The 13,923-nt window shown below is 57.0% G+C and carries 15 protein-coding genes; 11 read left to right on the top strand and 4 right to left on the bottom strand.

All coding sequences use genetic code 11. The features are described from left to right. Positions 1 to 68 precede the first annotated feature (68 nt). The 11 genes from ACQE2I_RS15365 to ACQE2I_RS15315 all read left to right on the top strand — a co-directional run bounded on the left by ACQE2I_RS15365 (position 69) and on the right by ACQE2I_RS15315 (position 10,841). On the top strand, positions 69 to 509 hold the full coding sequence (locus ACQE2I_RS15365; protein ID WP_427028933.1) for a DUF3305 domain-containing protein: 441 nt from the start codon (positions 69 to 71) through the stop codon (positions 507 to 509). After that, positions 506 to 1,156, top strand: coding sequence for a DUF3306 domain-containing protein (locus ACQE2I_RS15360; RefSeq protein ID WP_427028932.1), 651 nt, complete (start codon positions 506 to 508; stop codon positions 1,154 to 1,156). Before ACQE2I_RS15365 ends, ACQE2I_RS15360 begins: the two co-directional genes overlap by 4 nt. Positions 1,157 to 1,350: 194 nt before the next feature. Then, positions 1,351 to 3,078: a 4Fe-4S dicluster domain-containing protein gene (locus tag ACQE2I_RS15355; RefSeq protein WP_427028931.1), complete on the top strand. Its 1,728-nt coding sequence runs from the start codon at positions 1,351 to 1,353 to the stop codon at positions 3,076 to 3,078. Between the two features lie 4 nt (positions 3,079 to 3,082). After that, positions 3,083 to 3,712 carry a TorD/DmsD family molecular chaperone gene (locus tag ACQE2I_RS15350; RefSeq protein ID WP_427028930.1) on the top strand — a complete coding sequence of 210 codons (630 nt, stop codon included), beginning with the start codon at positions 3,083 to 3,085 and terminating at the stop codon, positions 3,710 to 3,712. A gap of 94 nt (positions 3,713 to 3,806) precedes the next feature. Next, a complete protein-coding gene (locus ACQE2I_RS15345; protein ID WP_427028929.1) occupies positions 3,807 to 4,007 on the top strand; it encodes a twin-arginine translocation signal domain-containing protein in 201 nt (66 codons plus the stop codon). A gap of 24 nt (positions 4,008 to 4,031) precedes the next feature. After that, positions 4,032 to 6,884, top strand: coding sequence for a molybdopterin-dependent oxidoreductase (locus ACQE2I_RS15340; RefSeq protein WP_427028928.1), 2,853 nt, complete (start codon positions 4,032 to 4,034; stop codon positions 6,882 to 6,884). Between the two features lie 64 nt (positions 6,885 to 6,948). Further along, positions 6,949 to 7,563: a formate dehydrogenase FDH3 subunit beta gene (fdh3B, locus tag ACQE2I_RS15335; protein ID WP_427028926.1), complete on the top strand. Its 615-nt coding sequence runs from the start codon at positions 6,949 to 6,951 to the stop codon at positions 7,561 to 7,563. Between the two features lie 11 nt (positions 7,564 to 7,574). Continuing rightward, positions 7,575 to 8,675, top strand: coding sequence for a formate dehydrogenase subunit gamma (locus ACQE2I_RS15330; RefSeq protein WP_427028925.1), 1,101 nt, complete (start codon positions 7,575 to 7,577; stop codon positions 8,673 to 8,675). A gap of 105 nt (positions 8,676 to 8,780) precedes the next feature. Then, positions 8,781 to 9,113, top strand: coding sequence for a DUF1244 domain-containing protein (locus ACQE2I_RS15325; RefSeq protein ID WP_427028924.1), 333 nt, complete (start codon positions 8,781 to 8,783; stop codon positions 9,111 to 9,113). A 5-nt stretch (positions 9,114 to 9,118) separates the two neighbouring features. Further along, the gene (moaB, locus tag ACQE2I_RS15320; RefSeq protein ID WP_427028923.1) at positions 9,119 to 9,640 is read left to right on the top strand and encodes a molybdenum cofactor biosynthesis protein B; all 522 of its coding nucleotides are present in this window, start codon (positions 9,119 to 9,121) and stop codon (positions 9,638 to 9,640) included. After that, positions 9,633 to 10,841 carry a molybdopterin molybdotransferase MoeA gene (locus ACQE2I_RS15315; protein WP_427028922.1) on the top strand — a complete coding sequence of 403 codons (1,209 nt, stop codon included), beginning with the start codon at positions 9,633 to 9,635 and terminating at the stop codon, positions 10,839 to 10,841. Before moaB ends, ACQE2I_RS15315 begins: the two co-directional genes overlap by 8 nt. 11 nt (positions 10,842 to 10,852) lie before the next feature. Here ACQE2I_RS15315 and ACQE2I_RS15310 read toward each other — a convergent pair whose 3' ends face one another. Genes ACQE2I_RS15310 through ACQE2I_RS15295 form a run of 4 tightly spaced genes read right to left on the bottom strand, consistent with a single transcriptional unit; the run spans position 10,853 to position 13,898 of the window. After that, entirely contained in the window at positions 10,853 to 12,019 is a 1,167-nt protein-coding gene (locus ACQE2I_RS15310; RefSeq protein ID WP_427028921.1) for a glutathionylspermidine synthase family protein, read from the bottom strand. 18 nt (positions 12,020 to 12,037) lie between these two features. Further along, the gene (locus tag ACQE2I_RS15305; protein WP_427028920.1) at positions 12,038 to 12,661 is read right to left on the bottom strand and encodes a DUF1190 domain-containing protein; all 624 of its coding nucleotides are present in this window, start codon (positions 12,659 to 12,661) and stop codon (positions 12,038 to 12,040) included. Positions 12,662 to 12,689: 28 nt separating this feature from the next. Then, positions 12,690 to 13,103, bottom strand: coding sequence for a DUF350 domain-containing protein (locus tag ACQE2I_RS15300; RefSeq protein ID WP_427028919.1), 414 nt, complete (start codon positions 13,101 to 13,103; stop codon positions 12,690 to 12,692). Between the two features lie 54 nt (positions 13,104 to 13,157). After that, on the bottom strand, positions 13,158 to 13,898 hold the full coding sequence (locus tag ACQE2I_RS15295) for a DUF2491 family protein (protein ID WP_427028918.1): 741 nt from the start codon (positions 13,896 to 13,898) through the stop codon (positions 13,158 to 13,160). Positions 13,899 to 13,923 lie beyond the last annotated feature (25 nt).

Here is a 13,923-nt window from a genome sequence, read left to right as displayed (position 1 = left end):
AGGGTTGACGATGATGGCGCTGGGGATGCTTACTTGTCTACCCATTCAAGGGTCAGGGTTTTTAAAATATGAACGATAATTTACGCCCAATCAGCATTACCCTGGTGGCTGAACCCAAACAGGTAAAGCAGTTTACGCTGACGCAGTGGCGTATTGCTGAGCTTACCCTGGGCGATCAGGGAGCTAACGTGCTTAACCTTCAGCTGTCGATGACCGAGCGGGCGGCCTATCGTTTCAATCTCACATCGACTACTCCGCGGCTGTTTGTAAGGGCTGGTTTTACCGGGCAAACGCCCAAGCCGGATGCCATCACCGCTAGTCAGGATGTTGCGGCCGGGTGGATGGATGGCGAGCAGCAGGTACTCGAAGCTCCCATGCCCATGGCTATTCAGGTGTGGATTGAGAGCTATCTTGCGCGTCACGGCGAAGCGCCGATGGAAATGCGCAAGAAAAAACGTAAAGGTGCCGGGCGTGCCAAAGAAACACCCACCCGGGAGCAGCCAGAATGAGCCGCTTAGAGCGCTGGTCGCGTCTTAAACGCAACGTTGCAAAGGCAGAGGACGCGCCACCTGGGTCGTTACTTGCCCGCGACCCGGCTGATGAACTATCTGAAGAGCCATCTGAAGAGCCAAATAGTGCGCTTCATAATCAGGCCGAGCGGTCGCAAAGCGCGTCTGAATTAACGGAAGCGCCAGAGTCAAACCATGCGCCAGAACCCGAACCGGGTAGCCTCGACCATACGTTGCCTGATCCAGATACATTAGAAGCGGGCAGCGATTTCAGCGCGTTTATGGCGCCTGGGGTCAGCGGCCCTTTACGCAGGCAAGCGTTAAAGCGGCTGTGGGCCACCGGTAACTACAACGTGCGCGATGGCCTGGATGACTACGATGCCGATTATAATAAGCTGTTGAAGCCGATGACGGCAGAGCTCGCCGGTAAGCTGCGTCGCTGGACGAACAAAGTGGAAGAGGCAGTCGATAAGCCGGTGGATGATTCCCAAGCTGAGCCTGAATCTAAGGAAGACGTAGCAGTCAATAAGGAGGCAGGTGAGGCGGCAAGCGAGCAGGAGCCGCTTTCAAAACAACAAAACGTAAAACAAGCCCAACTAGACGACCAGTCTGATGTTTTATCTGGCGTTCAGACGAAAGATACTTGAATGAAAAACAGCACTAAAATAGTGGCTTAGGGTTTTTTAAGCGGCTAGCGTTGGCAGCGTTGACGATAACGACGTTGGCGAAAATAGGCCTAACGGCATAGGCTGAACTTAGCTTCAACGGATTGTTATGTCATAATAATTAATCATTAGTACTTAGAAATATAATAAGAATTATTCCATGACCGTGAGAAAGCATGAACCAACGAATCCAACTGGCGTCGGTAGACGACCAGCGCAATGCCGAGGCTCGGGAGACGGTACGCCAGCGTATTTCTTGGCCCGCTAACCTAACGCCTGCCAATGTGACCTATCACAGCCGAGGTCATGCGCTGCTGCTCGGCAGTGAGCGCGATACCCGGCAAGCTGCGCGTATTCTACAGGGGCGTGGCTTGGCGTCATTGACGCTGGTGTTCACCGCGCCCAACGCCGCAGATGTTGACGGCGGGGAAAATGATAGCGACTTGCTCGCTGCCACCGAGATCCTCACTACCCAGGCGCTAACCCGTGCCCAGGCCGAAAAGCTGCGCATTAGCGGCCATTTGGGCATGTTTAAAACGATGCTTGATGGCGATGAGCCGCTTGATCTTGCCCGTGCGCTGATCGAGCGAGAGGCGTTTGATCTAATCTTGGATTTAAATGCCACTCCTTGCCTGCCGGTGGAGTTATCGCCGCCAGGCTATGTGGTAATGCAGTGGCAGGACGTTGAGCAGCGCGGCGAAACGCTCGACAGCTTTGTGGGATTGGTAGGCGAATTCGACAAGCCGCGCTACTTTCAGGTTAACAGTGACTTATGCGCCCACTCCACCAGCGGCAATATTGGCTGTACCCGCTGTTTGGATGTCTGCCCGGCGGATGCTATCTCCAGCATTCAAGGCCGCATTGAGTCGCATATCGAAATTGACCCCTATCTTTGCCAAGGCGTGGGCAGTTGCACCAGCGCCTGCCCCACTGGCGCTATTGAGTTTCGCGTGCCGGAAACACGCCGGCAGCAGGATACGCTCTCCGCTTGGCTAGGCGCCTACCGTGAAGCCGGTGGCCAGGTGCCGGTGCTGCGTTTTATTACCCATGATTCCCAGGACGCCGAGCGCGCTGCTGGCGTAGTGCCTGCAGGCCATGTGCTCGATGCACCGCTTGAGGATTTGGGCGCAGCAGGCCACGACCAGTGGCTAACCGCCTTGGCCGCCGGGGCCGCCGAAGTGCGTATTCAACTGCATCCTAATATGCCCGCCCGTCTAAGTGCTTTTTTAACCGACCAAGTCACCCAGGCGCACGCTTTACTGGACGCCTTGGGCCATGATCGTGCCCGCGTACAGCTCATTAATGTAGCCGATGCGGCCGCTCGTGATGCACTGCCGGCGCTCACGCCCTTAACAGAAGCGCCGTTAAGTTTGCCCGAGCCAGAAAAACGCGCACGCTTGAACCGCGTGTTGGCGCGTCTAGCCGAGTTGGGAAGCCCCAACGGTGAGCGGGTGGCAATGCCGGTAAGCGCGGCCTATGGCGCTGTTCAGGTAGATAGCGACGCCTGCACGCTGTGCCACGCCTGTGTCAGCAACTGCCCAACCCCGGCGCTCAAGGCCGGTGGCAAAACGCCCGCGCTGAGCTTTCTCGAGGCGGATTGCGTGCAGTGTGGGTTGTGCGAGCAGGCCTGCCCGGAGAATGCGATCACGCTGCTGCCTGGTTTCCTGGCAGCGGATGCTCGCGAAGCGCGGCATATTTGTCACCAAGAAGCCGCCTTTGAGTGCATCAATTGCGGCAAGCCGTTTGCCACCGTCAGTACGGTAGCTACTATTAAAGAGAAGCTGGCCAATCACCCCTATTTTGCCGGTGAGGCGATGATTCGTTTGGAAATGTGCGAAGACTGCCGGGTAAAAGATGTTTGGAAAACCATGATTCGCGACCCAAACGCGCAACTGAAGGTATAAGCCGATGACGGATGCTCTGCCCACGCTTAAAGAAGCGGATGCGCTACGCGCCGATATCTACCGGCTGTTTGCCACCCTGTTGCGCCAAGCGCCGGATGCCGACCTGCTGAACTGGCTGGCTGAACTGACCATTGAACAAGATGGCAGTCGCTTGGCGGAGTGCTGGCAGGCGCTGGCAGAAGCAGCAGCCGGTGCTCAAGAGGGCGGCGCAGACCCCGAGCGTCTTCAGCGCGCCCACTTTCGCCACTTGGTGGGGGTGATTCAGGGCGAGGTGGTGCCGTATGCCTCCTGGTATCGCAATGGTGAATTAATGGAAGCCGCGCTGGTGGCGCTGCGCCAAGATTTAAGGGTTCTCGGTTTTGAACGCAGTGAGCATACCCATGATCCTGAAGATCACTTGGCCGCACTGTGTGAAGTGATGGTGATGCTCATTGCATCTTCAAGCCAAGAGCAGGCCCACTTCTTTAGTCAGCATTTAGCCCCTTGGGCGGCCAGCTGTTTTGCCGACCTTGGGCAGGTAGACACCGCTTTCTATGCAGCGCTGGGTCAGTTGGGGAGCGCTTTTATGGAGAGCGAGCAGGCTCGCTTGAGTGTTGACGCGGGCTACTCGCCGGTGCGTATTGTTGAGCTTTAGCGAAGGCTGCATAAAAAAATCAGCAAAAAGCCAAAAATAGTATAAGAAACTACCTAAAAAGACCCTGCATAAAAGCATGCTAGAGGAGAAACCTATGCATAAGCCACACAATTCTGAGCGCCGCCGGTTTATCAAAACCGTAGGATTGGGAACCGCCGCTGCTGGCGCCGTGGCGGCGGTCGGCCATGTCACCCTGGCTCAGGCTGATACCACCCCAGTGAAAAACGAAAAACAATCGGTTAACTACCGTGAGACTGATCACGTCCGTGCTTATTACGCCTCGCTGCGTGACTGACGGCGGAATTCCAGGAGATTTGCCATGCGCTTAACTCGCACAACAGATACCCCGAAGGCCTCCGGGCTGGGTATTTCCCGCCGCCAGTTCCTCAAACGCAGTGGTGCAGCCACCGGCGGTGTGGCTGCCGTTGGCTTTATGGGCGCGCCGATGATGCAGCGCTCAGAAGCCGCCGACAAAACACCCGTGCTGGACTCGCCGGTCGAGACCAAACGCACTATCTGCTCCCACTGTTCAGTGGGTTGTGGCGTTTACGCGGAAGTTCAAGAGGGCATTTGGACTAAGCAAGAACCGGCCTTTGACCACCCCATCAACCGCGGTGCGCACTGTGCAAAAGGCGCCTCGCTGCGCCAGCACGGCCACTCCACTCGGCGTCTTAAATACCCGATGAAGCTGGTAGCGGGCGAGTGGGAGCGCATGAGCTGGGATGACGCCGTTAATGAGATTGGCGATAAACTTTTAGAGCTTCGCGAAGAGCACGGCCCGGACAGCGTTTACTGGTTGGGTTCGGCGAAATTCAGCAACGAGCAGGCGTATTTAATGCGCAAGCTTGCTTCGCTGTGGGGCACCAACAACACCGACCACCAGGCGCGTATCTGCCACTCCACTACCGTGGCGGGCGTAGCGAATACCTGGGGTTACGGGGCGATGACCAACTCGCTCAATGATATGCAAAACAGTAAATCGATGCTGTTCATTGGCTCGAACCCGTCAGAAGCTCACCCGGTAGCGATGCAGCACTTCTTGATCGCCAAAGAGCGTAATAATTGCGACATCATCGTCGCCGACCCGCGCTTTACCCGTACCGCTGCCAAGGCCAACAAATATGTACGTATCCGCCCCGGAACAGACGTCGCTTATATTTGGGGCCTGCTGTGGCATATTTTTGAAAACGGCTGGGAAGATAGCGAATACATCAACCAGCGTGTTTACGGTATGGATGAAGTGCGTGCGGAAGTCGCCAACTTCCCGCCTAGCCTCGTAGAAGAAATCACCGGCGTATCTGAAGCCGAGATGTATGACGTTGCCAAACGCCTCTCCGACAACCGTCCTGGTTGCGTTGTGTGGTGCATGGGCGGCACGCAGCACACCACCGGCAACAACAATACCCGCGCTTACTGCATCCTCGAGCTGGCGCTGGGAAATATTGGCAAATCTGGCGGCGGCGCCAACATTCTGCGCGGTCACGATAACGTGCAGGGCGCCACCGACTTGGGGCTGGGCTCCGACTCGCTGCCGGGCTACTACGGCTTGGCGGAAGGCGCTTGGCAGCACTGGGCGAAGGTGTGGGATCTCGACTACGAGTGGCTTAAAGGCCGTTATGACGACACCGAATACGCCGATGGCAAGCCTATGTATACCGCCGGTATTACCGTGTCTCGCTGGGTCGATGGCGTGCTCGAAGAGGACGAGAATATCTCCCAGCGTACCGCGTTGAAAGCGATGTTTTACTGGGGACACGCGGTTAACTCCCAGACGCGCGGCGTCGAAATGCAAAAAGCCATGCAGAAGCTTGAGATGATGGTCATCGTTGACCCTTATCCCACTGTTGCTTCGGTAATGCATGATCGTACTGACGGCGTGTATCTGCTGCCTGCGGCTACTCAGTTTGAAACCACCGGCAGTGTCACCGCGACTAACCGTTCTCTTCAGTGGCGTGATCGCGTGATTGAGCCGCTGTTTGAGTCCAAACCCGACCACGAAATCATGTACCTGCTTGCCCGGAAGTTGGGCTTCGGTAATGAGCTGGTTAAAAGCTATCAGATGAACGGTGACGAGCCGTTGATCGATGACATTCTGCGTGAAATTAACCGTGGTATGTGGACGGTAGGCTACACCGGCCAAAGCCCCGAACGCCTCAAAGAGCACCAGCAAAACTGGCACACCTTCAGCTTCCAGAACTTGCGTGCCGAAGGTGGTCCTGCAGACGGTGATTACTATGGACTGCCATGGCCTTGCTGGGGAACACCAGAGTTCCGCCACCCTGGGTCACCTAATCTGTATGACGCTAGCGTCCCGGTGATGGAAGGCGGCATGGGCTTCCGCGCCCGTTTCGGTATCGAGCGCGATGGCGTCAACCTTCTGGCGGAAGGATCAGCCCCGGTGGGTGGCGATATTGATGACGGTTATCCGGAGTTCAATGATCAACTGCTCAAAGACCTGGGCTGGTGGGATGATCTGACTGCCGAAGAGAAGCAGGCGGCGGAAGGCAAAAACTGGAAAACCGACCTCTCTGGCGGTATTCAGCGGGTCGCGATTGAACATGGCTGCGCGCCTTACGGCAACGCCAAGGCTCGCGCCGTGGTCTGGACTTTCCCCGACCAGGTGCCGAAGCACCGCGAGCCGCTCTACACCACGCGGCGTGATTTGGTTGAACGCTTCCCGACCTGGGATGACTTCGACTCCATCATGCGCCTGCCGACCATGTACAAAACCATTCAGGATCGCGATAACAGCGGCGAGTATCCGATAATTCTCACCTCCGGGCGGCTGGTTGAGTATGAAGGGGGCGGGGAAGAGACGCGCTCTATGTCTTGGCTTGCCGAGCTTCAGCAGGAGATGTTTGTCGAGATTAACCCGGCGAACGCCAACGACCTCAGCATCACAGATGGCGACGATGTCTGGGTTGAAGGGGCAGAAGGGGGCCGTGTGAAAGTTAAAGCGCTGGTCACGCCTCGGGTCGATCGTAACGTGGCATTTATGCCGTTCCACTTTGGCGGCATGTTCCAGGGCGAGAGTCTGCGCGACCGCTATCCGGATGGGTCTGACCCGTACGTCATTGGTGAGGCGGCCAATACCGCGACCACCTACGGCTACGATCCGGTGACACTGATGCAAGAGACCAAGTGCACCATTTGCCGCATTGAGCGGGCTTAAGCCCCGACCGACCTGACAGCACGACGGTGCGGGAGCCATTCCGCACCGGCATGAGGAGAACACCATGGCTCAAATGAAATTTATGTGTGACGCCGAACGCTGCATTGAATGCAATGGCTGCGTCACCGCGTGTAAAAATGCCAACGATGTTGAATGGGGCATTCAGCGCCGCCGCGTGGTCACGCTTAACGACGGCGAAGCGGGCGAAATGTCGATTTCCGTTGCCTGCATGCACTGCGACGACGCCCCGTGTATGGCGGTTTGCCCGACCGACTGCTTCTACAAAACCGACGACGGCATCGTGCTGCACGATAAAGACCTCTGCATTGGCTGCGGTTACTGCCTCTACGCTTGCCCGTTTGGCGCCCCGCAGTTTCCTCAGCAGGATGCCTTTGGCGAACGCGGCAAAATGGACAAATGCACCTTCTGCGCGGGCGGCCCGGCCGAAAGCAAAGAAGAAGAGTACGAGAAGTACGGATCTAACCGCATTGCCGAAGGCAAACTGCCGTTATGTGCGGAAATGTGCTCTACCAAAGCGCTGCTTGCTGGCGATGCCCAAGACGTTGCCGACATCTTCCGGCAGCGGGTTGTCCATCGCGGCCACAAAGATGGCGCCTGGTCCAATAACCCACAGGCCAGTGCCGACAACCTAGCCTATGATGCTGCCCATAAAGGGTAAGGAGGCGTGTCATGAACCTGTTGACTGCACAGGCACCCAGTAGGGTGCCGCGCTCAGGTAAAGGGCTCGCCCTGGGCATTTGGCGCTTTATGTTAGTCGCGCTTGCTCTGGTGCTAAGCCTCGGCGTCACGCAAGTGGCCGTTGCTCAAGCGGATCCCGATCGCGAAATGACCACGGCTGCCCCCGGCATTACCGCTGACCAGTGGCGTCAGGTGCGCAGTGGAGAAACGGGGCCTAACTACCGTGATTCACGCGCTGACAGTAACTACAACCTGATCAATTCAAGCGGTGAAACCTGGCGGCAGATTCGCAACCGCTGGGTATCGCCATTTGGCTTGATTGCGGTATTTGGCATGGCGGCCCTGATCGCGTTGTTTTACTTAATAGTCGGGCGTAAGGAGCTTGAGGCGCCGCGTACGGGTCGCCTGCTCTTGCGCTGGACGCTAATGAAACGCGCACTGCATTGGACGGTAGCAACGCTGTTTATCATTCTGGCGCTGACTGGGTTAACGCTGTTATTTGGCAAATTTGTGTTCCGCCCGTTGTTTGGCGATGGGGTTTGGGCATGGATGATTGCAGCCACCAAAGTGCTGCATAACTACCTGGGGCCGATCTTTGGCATTCTGCTGGTGATCCTGCTGGTCAGCTTGATCAAAGACAATATCCCCAAAAAGCACGACTGGGTGTGGTTTAAGAAAGGCGGCGGTATGGTTGGCAAAAAGCATGTGGATGCAGGCTTTGCCAATGGTGGCGAAAAAGCCTGGTACTGGCTGTTAGCGACGGTGGGCATCCTCGTGGTCGCCAGTGGCTTTGTGCTCGACTTCCCTAACTTCGATCAGAGCCGTGACACCATGCAGTGGGCTAATATTATCCACGCGGTGGGCGCATTGGGCCTGACGGCGGTTTCCTTGGGGCATATCTATATCGGCACGCTGGGTACCGAAGGCGCGCTAGAGGGGATGACCACCGGCTACGTCGATGAAACCTGGGCCAAAGAGCACCACAACCTATGGTACGAAGAAGTCAAAGACCAAACGTTATCGGAGCAAGAAGTAGCGGCTCGTAAATCATCAGGTGGTAGCGACGAACCATCCGCGCCGCGAACCAGCTGATAAGCACTTGCTGAGACCAGAGACACCGCCGAATTTGGCGGTGTCTTTTGTTATGCTGCCCTTATTACGTTAATTAATAACCCGCATTATTTGAGAGGAACGGTTATGTCAGCGTTTGATGAGTTAGACCCAGCTACGCGTACCGAGCTTGAAGCCGCCGCGTTTCGGCGCTTATTGCAGCATCTGGACGATAACAAGGATGTCCAGAATATCGACCTGATGATCCTGGCGGACTTTTGTCGCAACTGCTTATCTAAGTGGCTGGTAAGTGCCGCCGAAGCGCAGGATGAAAGCCTTAACTACGACGAGGCCCGTGAGTACGTTTATGGGATGCCTTACAGCGAGTGGAAGGAGCTTTACCAACCGCCTGCGACGCCAGAGCAGATGGCTGCTTGGGAAGCCCACCACGCCAAAAAGAAAGCTGCCAAACAAGGATGAATGCCATGAGCGAATCAATGGTGCCGCTTAAGGTAGCCGTCCTCACGGTTTCGGATACGCGTACCGAAGAGACGGATCGCAGCGGCCAAGCATTAGTCGAGCGCTTAACTAGCGCCGGGCATACGCTCGCTGAAAAGCGCATTGTGCCTGACGATGTCTACCGTATTCGCGCGGTAGTGGCAGAGTGGATTGCCGATAGCGATGTACAGGTAGTAATCACCACCGGCGGCACCGGCTTTACCGGCCGCGACTCCACGCCGGAAGCCATCTCGGTGTTGCTGGATAAGCGCATCGAAGGCTTTGGCGAACGCTTTCGCCAGCTCAGCGGTGAAGAGATCGGCAGCTCGACCATTCAAAGCCGCTGCCTTGGTGGCCTAGCCAACGCCACGGTGGTGTTCTGCTTGCCAGGCTCTACCGGCGCTTGCCGCACCGGCTGGGACGGTATTCTTGCCGAGCAGTTGGATAGCCGCCACAAACCCTGCAACTTCGCCAACCTGGTTATCCCAGGCCGAGGTCAGCATGGCTGATTTGCAGCCAATTTCAGCCGCGCTTGAGGCGCTACTGGCCGACGTAAGCCCCGTTGGCACTGATGAGAGTGTGCCACTGGAAGCCGCCGCTGGGCGTGTGTTGGCTGAAGCCGTCACCGCGCAATTGGATGTACCGCCGTTCGATAACAGCGCGATGGACGGCTACGCCTTGCGCGCCGTCGATGCCGGAAAGTGGCTGCCCGTCAGTCAGCGTATTGCTGCGGGTACGCCTGCCGCTGCGCTGGAGCCGGGTAGCTGCGCGCGAATATTTACCGGCGGTGAAATTCCTCCCGGTGCCGACTGCGTTGTGATGCAGGAGCGCGTAGAGGTCGACGGTGAACGTGCGCTGATGCCCTCGGACATTCCTAGCGGCGACAATGTGCGCCTCCGGGGCCGCGACGTCCGTCAGGGCAGTGTGCTGTTAAATACCGGTGAGCGACTCGAAGCCGCCGCGCTGGGCCACTTGGCGGGCCAGGGCATCACCCAGGTCAGCGTGCGCCGTCGCCCCCGTGTGGCGCTGCTTTCTACCGGCGATGAAATCATCGATCCTGGTACGCCGCTCAAACCGGGCCAGTTGTATAACTCCAACCGGCCGATGCTTAAACGGCTGTTGGAGAACTTTGGGGCCGAGGTGGTGAGCACTGTGAGCGTACCGGATGATTACGCCCGCACGGTGGCACTGTTAACGGCGGCCGCTGCTGAGTCGGATTTAGTGGTGACCACTGGTGGCGTGAGCGTCGGCGAAGAGGATCATGTCAAAGCAGCGCTGGAAGCGATTGGCCAGCTCGATATGTGGAAGCTGGCGATTCGCCCCGGCAAGCCGCTGGCACTGGGCCGCTTGCCACGCGGTGATGGCTGCCAAGCGCGGTTTGTCGGTTTGCCGGGTAATCCGGTCTCGGGGTTTGTCGGTGCTTGGCTGTTTTTGCGCCCTCTGCTTGGCGCGATGCTTGGCTGCCCCACGCTAAAAATGCTGCCGAACATTACCGCCAGCGCTGGGTTTGCCACTTTGACTGGCCCGCGTGAGCACTATATGCGCGTGACGCTTCAGTTCGCGCCCAGCGGGGTGATGGCGAAGGCCTTTGACGATCAGAACTCTGGGGTGCTCTCGTCGTGTATTAACGCCGATGCTTTCGCGGTGATTCCACCCAATAGCACAATCGCCGAGGGCGATATGATTCGCTGTTTATGGCTGGCGGGTTAACGCCAGCCATTTTAAACAATCGCGTGAGGCACAAAACAGGAGGAGTCTTTGGTGATGCGGCCAACGTCTTCGCGAATACCCATGCCGCACGCGCGGTCGCCGACCACCCAACTGCCGATTAACGCATGGTTATTACCAAAGCGCGGCATCGGCTGGTAGGCCTGGCGAATCCAGGGGCTGTCGGTGTAAGGGCCATCCACCGCTTCGCGCTGCCCGGCTGGGGTAATCAGTTCGATATTGCTGCCTTCGCGGGAGAAAAACGGCTTACGCACCCAGCCTGCTGGCAGCGGCGGGCTATTGGCATCCTCGAAAAACGCCGGTAGTAGATTGGGGTGGCCTTCAAAGTGCTCCCATAGCAGCGGCAAAATCCCCTTATTAGAGAGAACTGCTTTCCAGGGCGGCTCAAACCAGTGGGTATTTAGCTGTGGGATAGCTTCACCGAAGGCATCGTCGGCCATCTCTTCCCACGGGTAGAGCTTGAACAGGGCATGGATGGGCTGGTTATCCAAGTCGACAAAATGTTCAGCGCCAGGATTGATGCCAATATCTTCCATATAGATAAACGGCGTCTTGAGGCCTGCTTGCACCGCTACATCCTGCAAGTAGTGTACGGTGGCGCGCTCTTCGGCGTTATCTTTGATGCAGGAGAAGTAGAGCGTACGCGCATCAATCCGGTCGCCAAGGTGGGCCATGGCATTGATCAAGCGCTCTTGAATCGAATTGTACTGGTCTGCATGGCGGGGCAGGATGCCCTGGGCAATGGCTTGCTCAAGCCATACCCACTGAAAAAAGCCTGCTTCGTAAAGCGAAGTGGGCGTGTCGTAGTTGAGCTCTAGCAACTTCGCCGGGCCATCGCCGGAGTAGGCGAAATCCATCCGCCCATAAAGGTGCGGCTGCCCCGATTTCCAGGAGTTATGGATGCTGTCCCACATGTGTTCGGGGAGTGCCAAGCGCTGCATTAGCGCATTGGAGTGGCAGACTTTATCGACCAGCTCCATGCACATCTCGTGCACCGCCTCGGTGGGCGCTTCAATATCCCGCTCTACCTGTTCTATGGTGAACTGGTAGTAAGCATCCTCTTTCCAGTAGGGCTCGCCGTCGATGGTGTGAAAATTAAAGCCCAGCTCATGGGCCAGGGCTTTCCACTCGTTGCGTTCAGGGATATCAATTCGCAGCATAGTGATGATTGCTGGCGGCTATGAGCCCCAGCCACCTCGTGCCGAGGAGCGTGAGCCAAAGCCCCGGCGCTGAGAAGCCGCTTGACGATTCTGCGCCACCGAGCTGCGCATCGCATCGTTACGCTGGGAGACCCGCTGCGTGGCCTGATTAGATGCGGTGTTCCAGTTGCCCTGATTCTGACGGTTGCGGTACACCGGCTCCTGGTAAACCCGCTCAAAGGAGCGGCCACGGTTGGTGTTAGACATCATGCTGCCGACCATATAGCCCATCATGGCGGGCATAAACCAACTGCCGCCGGTGCTGCCCGTCGCCGCTTGAGACTGCTCTTCGGTTGGGGCGCTACAAGCGCCTTCACCATTCTCAGCTTCACACTCTGCCAGGGTGCTATAGCGCGGCACGGCTTCCAAGGACGCTTCGTAAGCATCTTCACAGGCGCTACGGGTATACACATTCTCAGCAACGCAGGCTTCAACACTTTCAAAGCTGCGCGGCTCATCGAATTCTATCTCGGTAATTTGCTCTTCCTGGGGTGGTTGGCCGCAGGCGGTAAGACCAAACGCGCTGGCGCCCATCATCGCCAGGGTTAAGCGCCCGCTGCGCTTGCGGCGGGGCAGATGGGGAGTGTGATCGTGTTTAGACATGCAGGCTCTCTCCTTTACCACGTCGTCGTTACCAAGTCATCGAAGCGGCGTTGAGTAAGCCGACTGCCACGGCCACGCTGGCCATTAAAATGCCGTAGGCCTGATGGCCTTCGGTGATGTGCTGAGAGAGGCTTTCGCCCTGTTTACGCAGAAACAGCTTTACGCCAAAGAAGGTGGCCAACTGAACAACAAAGGCCACTACGCCCCAGAGCACAAAATCGATAAAGTTGATCGAGTTCGCCATCGCGCTATATAGCGGAATGGTAAAGCCTAAAATCGAGCCACCGTAGGCGGAGGCCGCCGCTGCGTTGCCTTCGCGAATCAGTGTCCACTCGTGGTGTGGGGTAATCCGGCTGTAGCAGTACATAAAGGCGGCGAGCAGCACTATCGCCGCTACTAGATAGGCGATAAATGACGGCAAGCCGTAGAGATAATTCACCATGGTGGCAGTTTCCTTTTATAGCTCTTAAATTTAGCGTTTGAAAATAGATTGAGGTTACATTGCGTCGATATCGACGGAGGCCACATCCACCCCCACGTTGTGCACCAGCATAAAACTGCCTTCGCCATCGTTTTCAGCGCTTAGTAGTAAGTACTCTATGCGTTCAGCGTCTTGAATGGTGCGCTCATAAAGCATCGCATGATGGGTCACTGTGCGTGCTGTCACGCTCTCGGTGGTCATCACCTGCTCTTCAAAAACCACTGGCGGCGACCACAGGCTGTCGCCGTTACCCCATACCCGCTGATAGGTACAGCTACGTGCCTCGTCAGTGGTTGCGGTAAGGGCGATGGTTTGGGCGCCGATGCTGCCGGGCTGTTTATCTTCACCGTTGATCAAGCTATCGCCGTTGATCAAATTATCAAATTCAGCATCCGAAAGATGGGCGACACGGTAAAAGTCGAACAGCTTATATTCAAGCACCTGGCCATGTTCGATGTTGGCTTGTAGCCAGGTATCGTTATCCAGGTAGAAGCGCACCAAGTGCGCCCCTTGGCCAAGGTCAACATGGCCCACGGCGGCAATATGATGATAGGCCTCGTCGTCCCAGCGAAAGAGGGCGTCCGGGTGCGCACGTAGGCCGATCAGCTTGATGTTGACGCGGCCATCCAGGCGCAGGCCCTCAAGGTCTTCCTGGTTAACGCCAGTGGGCAACCCTGGCGCTACCGGACGGCCCGTGGAAGGCTCGGGTGGCTTCTCAGTGGTAGCGCGAAAAAGTGCCTTGAGGGTATTTAGCATGGTCTGGCTCCCTAATGCATATCAA

The sequence above is a fragment of the Halomonas sp. H2 genome (genome assembly GCF_050215315.1).
In the GTDB taxonomy this organism is placed as follows: domain Bacteria; phylum Pseudomonadota; class Gammaproteobacteria; order Pseudomonadales; family Halomonadaceae; genus Vreelandella.
Note: the sequence above shows the minus strand (reverse complement) of the source record. Positions and strands in the feature narration are given on the sequence as shown.